Annotated in this window: 9 protein-coding genes, 5 tRNA genes and 1 pseudogene; 10 read left to right on the forward strand and 5 right to left on the reverse strand. The window is 71.5% G+C overall.

The genetic code is table 11. The features are described 5' to 3' along the window. The 4 genes from ACZ6EJ_RS27080 to ACZ6EJ_RS27095 all read right to left on the reverse strand — a co-directional run. Positions 1 to 290 (reverse strand): GTP-binding protein (locus ACZ6EJ_RS27080; protein WP_469270769.1); only part of this gene is annotated, 290 nt, incomplete at its 3' end. Next, complete coding sequence (locus tag ACZ6EJ_RS27085; RefSeq protein WP_358756572.1) at positions 271 to 678, reverse strand: DUF742 domain-containing protein; 408 nt, start codon at positions 676 to 678, stop codon at positions 271 to 273. The genes ACZ6EJ_RS27080 and ACZ6EJ_RS27085, both read right to left, overlap by 20 nt. A 134-nt stretch (positions 679 to 812) precedes the next feature. Further along, the gene (locus ACZ6EJ_RS27090) at positions 813 to 1,235 is read right to left on the reverse strand and encodes a roadblock/LC7 domain-containing protein (RefSeq protein ID WP_003966009.1); all 423 of its coding nucleotides are present in this window, start codon (positions 1,233 to 1,235) and stop codon (positions 813 to 815) included. Beyond that, a complete protein-coding gene (locus ACZ6EJ_RS27095; protein ID WP_469270771.1) occupies positions 1,236 to 4,991 on the reverse strand; it encodes a sensor histidine kinase in 3,756 nt (1,251 codons plus the stop codon). A gap of 581 nt (positions 4,992 to 5,572) precedes the next feature. On the opposite strand from ACZ6EJ_RS27095, the gene ACZ6EJ_RS27100 reads away from it, so the two are divergent. From ACZ6EJ_RS27100 to ACZ6EJ_RS27145, 10 genes and pseudogenes are all read left to right on the forward strand, one after another. Continuing rightward, positions 5,573 to 5,755: a hypothetical protein gene (locus ACZ6EJ_RS27100; RefSeq protein WP_469270772.1), complete on the forward strand. Its 183-nt coding sequence runs from the start codon at positions 5,573 to 5,575 to the stop codon at positions 5,753 to 5,755. A gap of 79 nt (positions 5,756 to 5,834) precedes the next feature. Beyond that, complete coding sequence (locus ACZ6EJ_RS27105) at positions 5,835 to 6,620, forward strand: fumarylacetoacetate hydrolase family protein (protein ID WP_469270773.1); 786 nt, start codon at positions 5,835 to 5,837, stop codon at positions 6,618 to 6,620. Then, the gene (gene gltX / locus ACZ6EJ_RS27110; RefSeq protein ID WP_469270774.1) at positions 6,613 to 8,133 is read left to right on the forward strand and encodes a glutamate--tRNA ligase; all 1,521 of its coding nucleotides are present in this window, start codon (positions 6,613 to 6,615) and stop codon (positions 8,131 to 8,133) included. Before ACZ6EJ_RS27105 ends, gltX begins: the two co-directional genes overlap by 8 nt. Before the next feature lie 107 nt (positions 8,134 to 8,240). Next, positions 8,241 to 8,960: an HAD family hydrolase gene (locus ACZ6EJ_RS27115; protein WP_469270775.1), complete on the forward strand. Its 720-nt coding sequence runs from the start codon at positions 8,241 to 8,243 to the stop codon at positions 8,958 to 8,960. An 88-nt stretch (positions 8,961 to 9,048) separates the two neighbouring features. Then, positions 9,049 to 9,120, forward strand: a tRNA-Gln gene (locus tag ACZ6EJ_RS27120). 21 nt (positions 9,121 to 9,141) lie between these two features. Then, positions 9,142 to 9,214: transfer RNA gene (locus ACZ6EJ_RS27125), tRNA-Glu, on the forward strand. Positions 9,215 to 9,274: 60 nt separating this feature from the next. Continuing rightward, positions 9,275 to 9,347 (forward strand) — tRNA-Glu (locus tag ACZ6EJ_RS27130). Positions 9,348 to 9,359: 12 nt separating this feature from the next. After that, positions 9,360 to 9,431: transfer RNA gene (locus tag ACZ6EJ_RS27135), tRNA-Gln, on the forward strand. 20 nt (positions 9,432 to 9,451) lie between these two features. Next, positions 9,452 to 9,524 (forward strand) — tRNA-Glu (locus ACZ6EJ_RS27140). Between the two features lie 177 nt (positions 9,525 to 9,701). Continuing rightward, positions 9,702 to 10,181: pseudogene (locus ACZ6EJ_RS27145) on the forward strand (DUF4188 domain-containing protein); the annotation flags it as partial. A gap of 121 nt (positions 10,182 to 10,302) precedes the next feature. On the opposite strand, the gene ndgR reads toward ACZ6EJ_RS27145, so the two are convergent. Continuing rightward, the gene (gene ndgR / locus ACZ6EJ_RS27150) at positions 10,303 to 11,019 is read right to left on the reverse strand and encodes an IclR family transcriptional regulator NdgR (protein ID WP_124270284.1); all 717 of its coding nucleotides are present in this window, start codon (positions 11,017 to 11,019) and stop codon (positions 10,303 to 10,305) included. Between the last annotated feature and the right edge of the window lie 256 nt (positions 11,020 to 11,275).

Raw genomic sequence — 11,275 nt, forward strand, 5'->3', positions numbered from 1 at the left:
AACCAGAAGCGGTCCTGTCCGGGGGTGCCGAAGAGGTACAGGATCAGGTCCTGGTCGAGGGTGATGCGTCCGAAGTCCATGGCCACGGTGGTGGTGGTCTTGTCCCCGGTGTGGGTCAGGTCGTCGATGCCGGCCGACGCGGACGTCATCACGGCTTCGGTGCGCAGCGGATTGATCTCCGAGACGGCACCGACGAACGTGGTCTTACCCACGCCGAAGCCCCCTGCCACCACGATCTTCGCCGAGGTAGTGGAGCGGGCTGCTCCGCCGCTAGAGCTTGCGAAGTCCACTGAGCACCCTTTCGAGCAGTGTCACATCCGGCGTGCCGCCGGTCTCTCCGTTGCCCGGCTGGTGGATGGCCACCATGCCGGCTTCCGCCAGGTCCGCCACCAGGATGCGGGCGACGCCGAGCGGCATCGACAGCAGCGCCGACACCTCCGCGACCGACTTGACCTCACGGCAGAGGTGGCAGATCCGCTGGTGCTCGGGGAGCAGGGTCCCCAGGTGCGCCGGGTCGGCCGTGGTGCTGACCAGCGCCTCGATGGCGAGCTGGTAACGCGGCCGGGTCCGGCCGCCGGTCATGGCGTACGGGCGGACCAGCGGCTGGTCGCCTTCCCCGTCGTACGACGCGTGGTGCAGAGCGCCGTACGGATCGGGTGAGGCGGGTGGCGGGGTCATGAGTCCTCCGGGCGTGACAGCAGGTTCTCGGCGTGCCGTCTGAAAGGGCCGGTGAGGGGAGCGTGGCGGCCTGACGGGTGAGGGTTGTGGGCAGTACCTGGGGGGATCGTGTCGTGCTTCCGCTGGATGGCCGCCTAGTGGAGCAGACTGCCTTGGAGCTCGGCGCGGAGGTCGGGCGTGAGGACGGTGCCCGCACGGTCGACCAGGAGGGCCATCTCGTACCCGACCAGACCGATGTCGGCGTCCGGGTGGGCCAGAACGGCCAGCGACGAACCGTCGGAGATGGACATGAGGAAGAGGAATCCCCGCTCCATCTCCACGACGGTCTGACTCACGGCGCCGCCCTCGAAGATCCGGGACGCGCCCGCGGTCAGCGATGTCAACCCGGAGGCGACCGCGGCGAGCTGGTCGGCTCGGTCGCGCGGGAATCCTTCGGACATCGCCAGCAGCAGGCCATCGGCCGAGACCACCACCGTGTGGGACACACCGGGGGTGTTGTCCACGAAGTTGGTGATCAGCCAGTTCAGATTCTGCGCGGCCTGACTCATGGGGCTCAACTAACGCTCCTGCTGGTGAGTGGGGCCGAGATGGATGCTGCCGGTCGACGGGCCGTTGTTGGCCTGCCGACCCTGCTGGATGCCCCGGCGGAGATTGGTCAGACGACCGCGCACGTCATCGGGCGCGCGCGAAACCTGAGGTCCGGACTGGTGATTCTGCTGCTGAGCGGTCCCCGGCACCAAATTGGCACGGGGAACGCGGCGGGGCAGCCCGGAGGTGGTGACCCCGCCCGCCGCCGGCTTCTTGACCCGCTCGGCCTGGCGTACGAGTTCGTCGTTGGGCGAGGCGCGCCAGGAGCCGACGGCCGGAGCGTCGGCCGCACCGCGCTGGGGCAGCGACGGGACCGGCGCGTCGGAGGCGTCGGGCGCCTGCGGCTCGGCGGACTGCTGACCGCCCTGGCCCGGACCGTGGAACCAGTTCGTCTCCAGGGTGTCGTACAGCGGCGTACGACCGTCTCCGGGGCCGGCCGGCGGCAGCGCCTCCGGCTGCTGCGGCTGGAACGGCAGCGCGGGCCGGTGCGGAGCCTCGCCCGCCGGCGAGGCGGTGGGACGCGGCGCGCCGAAGCCGTCGCCGTCCAGGCCGTGCTGGAGCGGCGCGGGCGGCTGCTGGCCCTGGTGGTGGTGCTCCTGGCCCTGCTGGAGCGGGACGCCGAAGTCGGGGCGCGCGAACTGCGTGGTGCTCGCCGGGTCCTGGCCCTGGGCAGCCTGCTGCCCGTACGCCCGGTCCTGCGGCGCCGAGAAGTCGGGACGGGCGAACTCGGCGGTCGCGCCGGGGCCCTGGAGGTCGTCCGGTCGCGGCTGCCGGTTCGGCAGTGCGTCGAACGCCGGGTCCTGGCCGAGACCGGCCGGGCGGGGGAACTGCCCGGTGGCCTCGTGCTCCTCGTGGCCGCGGGGCGCGTCCACGCCCCAGTCGGCCGTCTGCGGGCGCTGCTGCTGCGGAGCGCCTCCGGGCAGCTCCGCGCGCGGCCCGCCGGGCGGCGGCAGTTGGCGGCCGGGGCCGCCGGGCTGCTGGAAGCCGCCCTGGTCCGGGAAGCCGCCCTGCTCCTGCCGGGGCTGCTGGCCGGGCTGCGCCTGCGGCGCGCCGGGGGCCTGCCGGCCGGACGGGGGGCCCTGCGGGGTCTGCGGGTTCTGCGGGGCGAACGGGTCCGTACGGCCGTTCTGGGCGGGGGAGAGGGGACCGCCGTGGCCGAACAGGTTCGGCTGCCCGTCGTTGCGCCCCTGGGCCTCGCCCTGGGAGCCGCGGGCGGCGAGCCGCGCGCTGTTGCCGAAGGCGCCGGAGAGGCCGCCGCCCTGGCGCTGGGGCGCCTGGCCCCGGCCCTGGACGGGGAAGTCCTGCGTCGGGAAGTCCTGGCCCCGGACCGGGGGGACGTCCTGGCCGCGGCCGCCGTCGTCCGGCTGCCCGCCGCCCTGCGCACCCTGCGGCCGGCCGGGCCCGTTGTCGCGGGAGGGCAGAGCCGCCCGCGGACCCGCACCCGCGCCGACCTGCCCGCGCTGTCCGCCCGGCGCGCCGCCGGGGCCCGGACGCTGACCGCCGCCCGCGCCGTTGCCGAGCGGGCCGCCCGGAGCGCCGGACTGCTGGCCGGGGCCCTGCTTGGACGGCGGCTGCTTGCCGCCGTGCGCCACGTCGACCGGCAGCATGACGAGCGCCGTCGTACCGCCGGAGTCGGAGGGCCGGAGCTGGATGCGGATGCCGTGGCGCAGCGACAGCCGGCCGACCACGAACAGGCCCATGCGGCGGGAGACCGAGACGTCCACCGTCGGCGGCTGCGCCAGCCGCTCGTTGATCGCGGCCAGGTCTTCGGGGGAGAGGCCGATGCCGGTGTCGTGGATCTCGACGAGCACCCGCCCGTCGGGCAGCGCGTGACCGGTGACCTTGACCTTCGTCTGCGGCGAGGAGAACGAGGTGGCGTTCTCCAGCAGCTCGGCGAGCAGGTGCACGAGGTCGTTGACGACCCGGCCGGCGACCTCGGTGGCGGGCACCGCGGACAGCTCGATGCGCTCGTACTGCTCCACCTCGGAGGCGGCGGCGCGCAACACGTCGACCAGCGGCACCGGGCGGGTCCACCGGCGGCCCGGCTCCTCGCCCGCGAGGACGAGGAGGTTCTCGCCGTTCCGGCGCATACGGGTCGCGAGGTGGTCGAGCTTGAACAGCGAGGAGAGCTGGTCCGGGTCGGCCTCGCGGGACTCCAGCTCCGAGATGAGCGAGAGCTGGCGCTGGATGAGGCCCTGGGAGCGGCGCGAGAGGTTGGTGAACATCGCGTTGACGTTGCCCCGCAGCAGGGCCTGCTCCGCGGCGAGGCGGACCGCCTCGCGGTGCACGTCGTCGAAGGCCGCGGCCACCTGGCCGATCTCGTCGCGCGAGTGCACGCCGACGGACTCGACGGAGGTGTCGACGTCCTGCGGGTCGGTCTCCGAGAGCTGCTTGACCAGCTCGGGCAGGCGCTCCTGGGCGACCCGCGTCGCGGTGTCCTGGAGGCGGCGCAGCGAACGGATCATGGAGCGGGCCACCACGAACGCGCCGACCAGCGAGACGCCGAGCACGAGGAGGATGACCGCGCCGTTGACGATCGCCTCGCGCTGGGAGGCCTGCCGCAGCTCGCGGGCCTTGGCCTCCATGTCGCTGAGGAGGGTGGCCTCGATCGTCTCCATGGCCTTGATCTTGATGGTGCTCTGGTCGTACCAGTCGAGGTACGAGCGGACCTGCTTGCCCTCGATCCCGTTCGTGGTGTCCAGGATGCGCTTGGCGTACATGTTCCCGGCGTTGATCTCCGGGTTCCCGTTGTCCAGGGACGTCATGAGCTCTTCGGCGCTCTCGCCGGTCGTCCCGTAGATCGCCTTGAAGGACGTCAGGGCCCGCGACTCCTTGGCGAGCGCGTTGGAGCCGAACTGCCGGTCGTTCGGGTTGAGGTGCGGCTCCTTGACCGGTCCGCCCGGCAGCGCCGCGGCGATGATCGCGCGCTGGACCGAGGCGTACTCCTTGGCGGAGGAGAACGCCGCCAGGGCCCGCGTCCGCTTGATCATGTCCGGGTTGCTGGTGGCCTGCGCCATGTCCTGCGAGAGGCTCAGCAGCGAGGTGATCAACTGGCTGTACTGGTCGATCGTGTTGAGGCTGGGCGCGCCCTCTTCGTACGCCGTCTTGCGGATCGTGCGGATGGTGTTGAGCTGGGAGGCGATCTGCGAGATGCTCGCGTGGATGCTCTCCAGCGCCTCGTCGCCCTCGGAGTCGCCGATCGAGTCGGTCCCGTCGAGGAAGGCGTCCTTGGCCCGGTCGGTCCTGGTCCGCGGCTCGGTGACCTTGTAGTCGGTCGGCTTGGACTTGTTCGACAGCGGGCCGGCCGACTGGTCGCGCTCGACCTGGAGCGCCTGGGCGAGCGTGGTCGCCTGCTTGGTCATCTTCGTCAGCAGTTGCATGTGCTTCAACTGCTGCATGTCGGTCATGGACTCGTTGATCCGCAGACCGCCCAGGCTGGTCGCGGCGACCACCGGGAGGGCGAGGAGCGAGACCAGGCGGGTGCTGATGCGCCAGTTACGGAGCGCTATTCGCGAACCCGTGTCGACCGGACCGCGCGACTGCGCCGACGTGCTCGGTTCCGTGTCGCCCGTCGGGGTCGCCGGGCGCTGTGCGCGGTCGCCCTGGTCGCCGGCGCCGGCAGCCCCGGTGTTCTGGGCGTGCTGGGGCGAGGAACCGCGGTCGGTCCCGCCGCGCGGCTCCTGTTCCGCCGGAGCGCTGCCATCCCTCTTGAAACGTCCCTGCACTAGCGTCGCAACCTCTGGACCAGGCGTTCGGCCCGTGTACACGGGCCGAACGGTGTCGGCGTCGTGAGGCGCTGGACGCGCCTCATGGTGGTCGTTGAGCGACCGGCGTGCTTCCCCCTACCCGCCGCTGCTCGGCGCTGCGTTGCGCCCCTGCGCGCCGGCCTGAAACCCGCGGCGGTGCGTGGAATTCCAGCACAGTGCACGATCTCCAACAAGGCCCACGTACCGGGCCGTGACCTGGGTGACCCGTTGTGATGAACGCGTGACAAGCAGTGGAACGTGATCATGGTTAAAACGGGCGATTGCGGAGGAGTCACCCGAGGGTGGGGGGTGTCCCAGTCGAGATGATCAGGGGCGGAATGGTGGCTTCAGTGGAGCAATGTCCTTTTTCTGGACCATGAGCGGCTGTCCGCATTGGGGTAAATGTCGATTAGTTCGTGAGCAAACTCACATGATGATCGTCGCCTCATCCCCGCTTGGGCGGGGAATCGGATGTTTAGCCTGACGCTTTACTGGGATGGCGTATCCGACCAGCCGGCGCCGCGAGCGGCGCCCTCACCGAGCAAGGGTCCTGACGGCAGATGAAGACGACGATGACGTTCCGCAACATTGCCAACCCCCGGCGCACCACGCTGGCGCACCTCAAGGACGCCGAGGCGCTGCGGACGCCGGAGCGGCCGGAGCACGCCGCCGATCTGCCCGCCGTGACGGCCAACCCGCGCCGCACGATCCTCATGGAAGCCCCGGTCGCGCCCACCCGCTGAACACGGACGCCGCCCCTCACCGGGATAGCCTGGAGCGTCAGTCTTCAGCCAGCCAGCAAGTGAGGGGCGACAGCATCCCGTGCGCATCGCCAGGTTCTCCATCGACGGCAATGTCGCGTTCGGCGCCGTCGAGGGGCAGGGCACCGTGGAATCCGGTGACCTCGTCCTCGACATCATCAAGGGCATCCCGTACGCCGACTTCGAGCTCTCCGGCACCAAGGTCCCGCTGAACAAGGTCCGACTGCTGCCCCCCGTGCTGCCCAACAAGGTCGTGGCCGTCGCCCGCAACTACGCGGAGCACGCCGCCGAGCTGAGCAACGAGGTCCCGGACGCGCCGGTCGTCTTCTTCAAGCCCACCACCTCGGTGATCGGCTCGGGCGACGCGATCGAGTACCCCTCCTTCTCGCAGGAGCTGCACCACGAGGCCGAGCTGGCCGTGGTCATCGGCCGCATGTGCCGCGAGGTCCCGCGCGAGCGCGTCGGGGACGTGGTCTTCGGCTACACCTGCGCCAACGACGTCACCGCCCGCGACGTGCAGCGGCGCGAGGCCCAGTGGGCCCGCGCGAAGGGCTTCGACACCGCCTGCCCGCTGGGCCCCTGGGTGGAGACCGACGTGGACCCCCGCGACCTCACCATCCAGGCGACGGTCAACGGCGAGCAGCGCCAGCTCGGCCGCACCAGCGACATGGTCCGCTCCGTGGAGGACCTGATCGTCCACATCACGGAGGCCATGACGCTGCTTCCGGGCGACGTGATCCTCACCGGAACCCCCGCAGGAGTCGGGCCCCTGCACGTCGGCGACGAGGTCGCCGTCACCATCGAAGGCATCGGCACTCTCACCAACAAGGTGATCAAGCGTGGTTAACGCACCCGTCGCACCGTCCTCCGAGCCGTCGGCTCCGCTCGGCCGGGAGACCCCCCCTCGCGTACGTTTCTGCCCCTCCCCGACTGGCAACCCCCACGTGGGCCTGGTCCGGACGGCGCTGTTCAACTGGGCCTTCGCCCGGCACCACCAGGGAACCCTGGTCTTCCGGATCGAGGACACCGACGCGGCGCGCGACTCGGAGGAGTCCTACCAGCAGTTGCTCGACTCGATGCGCTGGCTGGGCCTGGACTGGGACGAGGGCCCCGAGATCGGCGGACCGCACGCCCCCTACCGGCAGTCGCAGCGGATGGACCTCTACCGGGACGTGGCCGAGAGGCTGCTCGCCGCCGGTCACGCCTACCCCTGCTACTGCACCACCGAGGAGCTGGACGCCCGCCGCGACGCCGCCCGCGCCGCCGGGAAGCCGTCCGGCTACGACGGCCACTGCCGCGACCTCACGGCCGAGCGGATCGCCGCGTACGAGGCCGAGGGGCGCAGCTCGATCGTCCGCTTCCGGATGCCCGACGAGGCCATCACCTTCACCGACCTCGTCCGCGGCGAGATCACCGTCCAGCCGGAGAACGTCCCGGACTACGGCATCGTCCGCGCCAACGGGGCCCCGCTGTACACGCTGGTCAACCCGGTCGACGACGCGCTGATGGAGATCACCCACGTCCTGCGCGGCGAGGACCTGCTCTCCTCCACCCCGCGCCAGATCGCCCTCTACCGGGCGCTCATCGAGCTGGGCGTCGCCAAGGAGATCCCCGCCTTCGGCCACCTGCCGTACGTCATGGGCGAGGGCAACAAGAAGCTCTCCAAGCGCGACCCGCAGGCCTCCCTCAACCTCTACCGCGAGCGCGGCTTCCTTCCCGCGGGCCTGCTGAACTACCTCTCGCTGCTCGGCTGGTCGATCGCCGAGGACCGCGACATCTTCTCGGTCGACGAGCTGGTCGCGGCGTTCGACATCGCCGACGTCAACGCCAACCCGGCGCGCTTCGACCTGAAGAAGTGCGAACACGTCAACGCCGAGCACATCCGGATGCTGGACGTGAAGGACTTCACCGAGGCGTGCGGCCCCTGGCTGAGGGCGCCCTTCGCCCCCTGGGCCCCGGAGGCCTTCGACGCGGAGAGGTTCGCCAGGATCGCCCCGTACGCCCAGACCCGCGTGACGGTCCTCTCCGACATCACCGACAACGTCGACTTCCTCTTCCTCGACGAGCCGGTGCACGACGAGGCGTCCTGGAACAAGGCGATGAAGGAGGGCTCCGCGGAGCTGCTGGCCACCGCCCGCGCCAACCTCGCCGCCGCCGAGTGGAACGCCGAGGCCCTGAAGGACGCCGTCCTGACCGCCGGCGAGGCCCACGGCCTCAAGCTCGGCAAGGCCCAGGCCCCGGTCCGGGTCGCCGTCACCGGCCGCACCATCGGCCTGCCGCTCTTCGAGTCCCTGGAGATCCTGGGGCGCGAGCGCAGCCTGGCCCGCGTGGACGCCGCCCTGGCGAAGCTGGCCGCCTGACCGGCGACGCTCGCAGGAGGGCCGCAGCCGTCCGGCTGCGCCCCTCCTCGTCGTATCCCCGCCGGTTCCGCCCGCGCGACCGGCCCGCGGCGGCTACCGTGGGCGCCATGCCGATCCGCGCCGTGCTCTGGGACGTCGACGACACGATCTTCGACTACGCCCGCGCCGACCGCGTCGGTATGCGGAGCCACCTGGAGCGCGACGGGCTGCCCCCGGCGTACGCGTCGGCGGACGAGGCCCTCGACGCCTGGCGCGCGCTCGCCGGGACGCACGGGGCCCGCGCCGCGGGGGGAGAGGCGGACTTCCTGGGCCGGCGCCGCGACCGGGTGCGGGCCTTCCTCTCCCGGACGCTGGAGGACGCCGAGGCGGACGCCTGGTTCGAGCGCCACGCGGCCCACTACGAGGCCGCCTGGGCCCTCTTCCCGGACGTCCTGCCCGCCCTCGACCTGCTGGCCCGCGACTACCGCCACGGCGTCCTGTCCAACGCCTCCGCGCGCCACCAGCACCGCAAGCTCATCGCGCTCGGCGTGCGCGACCGCTTCGAGGCGCTGGTGTGCGCCGAGGAGCTGGGGCTCTCCAAGCCGGACCCCGGCGCCTTCCGGGCGGCCTGCGACGCGCTGGCGCTGGCCCCGCACGAGGTGGCGTACGTGGGCGACGAGCCCGACATCGACGCGGCCGGGGCCGTCGCCGCCGGGCTGACCGGCATCTGGCTCGACCGGCGGGGGAGGGGAGCGCGCTCGGATCTCGTACGGATCACCGGGCTCGACCAGTTGCCCGCGCTGCTGGCGGGCCATACCCGTTTTGGACCGCCGGACACCTTCAGGTAATGTTCTTTCTGCGCCGCCCGAGCGGGCCGAAAGATCCGGTCGGACAGCGCAGACAGAAGTGAAGCCCCCTCCAGGGGTTGCATTTCAGTGGGCTATGGTGTAATTGGCAACACTACGGTTTCTGGTACCGTCATTCTAGGTTCGAGTCCTGGTAGCCCAGCGCAAGACCAGCAGGAAACACGCCCCCGTTGTGTAGCGGCCTAGCACGCTGCCCTCTCACGGCAGTAGCGCCGGTTCGAATCCGGTCGGGGGTACAGATCCTTCCCGCGAGAACATCTGGGTCGCACCCACGTTCTCGATGCAGGATCGCTAGGGCCCCCGTTGTGTAGCGGCCTAGCACGCTGCCCTCTCACGGCAGTAGCGCCGGTTCGAATCCGGTCGGGGGTACGTGTCACACCATGGGCTATGGTGTAATTGGCAACACTACGGTTTCTGGTACCGTCATTCTAGGTTCGAGTCCTGGTAGCCCAGCGCAAGTCAGCAGGAAACACGCCCCCGTTGTGTAGCGGCCTAGCACGCTGCCCTCTCACGGCAGTAGCGCCGGTTCGAATCCGGTCGGGGGTACAACACGGCAGTACGGCAAGGCCCTTCACCTCGGTGGAGGGCCTTTTCGCTGCCCGGCGGGCAGCCGGCTCACGGACCGTACCGGCGGGCCGACTCCTCGCTCGGGGCCGCCGCCGCGACATGAACAGCGGCTCGGGCAGCACGGCCGAGGACTCTCCAGCGGAGTCGGGGCGCCTCATGGTCAGGAAACCGACACCGGGCCGGACGACGGCGGCGGCCGAGGGCGACGTCGTCGTCCTGTTCGTCGGAATGCGCGTCAACCACTTCTGGGGCGTGCGCCATTGGCCGCCGGTCCTCGCCGCGAGGCCCCGGATGTCGCGGGAGCTGACCGGGGACGAGGAGCGGGGCCTCCTCGGCTGCACGCTGCTCACCGGGTCCCCCCGGACGTACCGCGTCGTCCAGTACGGGGAGTCGAAGGAGAAGCTGTACGCGGCCGTGCCCGACGTGTTCCACCGCACGGCCTGGGCGATGGTGAACCGCAAGGAGAGGAAGTCCTGGCGGCACGTGGGGCTGTGGCCCGAGACCTGCGCCGTGCCCGAGGGCGGCTGCGCATCGATCCACGTCGACGTGCCCGCGTACGGGTTGGGCGCGGCGACGGGCGTGCTGCCGATCGCGTCGCGGGGCCGCCGGGGGACGGGCCGCCTCGCCCACCGGTCGTCCGGGGGGTGGCGGGCCGCGCGCAAGAGAAAAGGCCGCCACGGCGTTGGGGCGGCCTGCGAGGACGAGGAGGACGAGGGGGAGAGCGGGGCCGGGGCCCGCCCGGTCGGACGGTCGGGCCTCAGCCCGTACGGCGCAGGGCCTCGCTCAGTCGCGCTGCCGAGTCGATGACCGCCTGGGCGTGCATCCGGCCGGGGTGGCGGGTGAGCCGCTCGATCGGGCCCGAGACCGAGACCGCGGCCACCACGCGGTTGGAGGGCCCGCGCACCGGCGCGGAGACCGAGGCGACGCCCGGCTCCCGCTCGCCGATGGACTGGGCCCAGCCCCGGCGGCGTACGCCGGAGAGCGCCGTCGCCGTGAACCGGGCGCCCTGGAGCCCCCGGTGCAGCCGCTCCGGCTCCTCCCAGGCCATCAGGATCTGCGCGGAGGAGCCCGCCTTCATCGTGAGCGTGGAGCCGACCGGCACCGTGTCCCGGAGCCCGGACAGCCGTTCCGCCGCCGCCACGCAGATGCGCATGTCGCCCTGCCGGCGGTAGAGCTGGGCGCTCTCCCCGGTGATGTCGCGCAGGTGGGTGAGCACCGGTCCGGCCGTGGCCAGCAGGCGGTCCTCGCCCGCCGAGGCCGCGAGCTCCGACAGCCGGGGGCCGAGAATGAAACGGCCCTGCATGTCCCTCGCCACCATCCGGTGGTGTTCCAGGGCCACGGCCAGTCGATGGGCCGTGGGCCGCGCGAGCCCGGTCGCCGCGACCAGTCCGGCGAGGGTGGCCGGGCCGGACTCCAGTGCGCTCAATACCAGAGCCGCCTTGTCGAGAACGCCGACGCCGCTAGAGTTGTCCATACGACGATACTCGCGTCTCACTCTGTGAAACGCAAGTTCAATTTCCGGTGGAAGTTGCCAACCTGTACGGGCGGCCGTCCGAGGGCTCGCAGCCACCGCCCCGCACGGGGGACCGGGCGGCGGCGCACCGAATCTCTAGTTGGACCGGCGAGGGCGCCGGTCGGAGGGAAAGCGATGGGTAGGACACTCGCGGAGAAGGTTTGGGACGATCATGTGGTTCGGCGTGTGGAGGGTGAGCCGGATCTTCTCTTCATCG

The sequence above is a fragment of the Streptomyces sp. NPDC041970 genome, assembly GCF_055588985.1.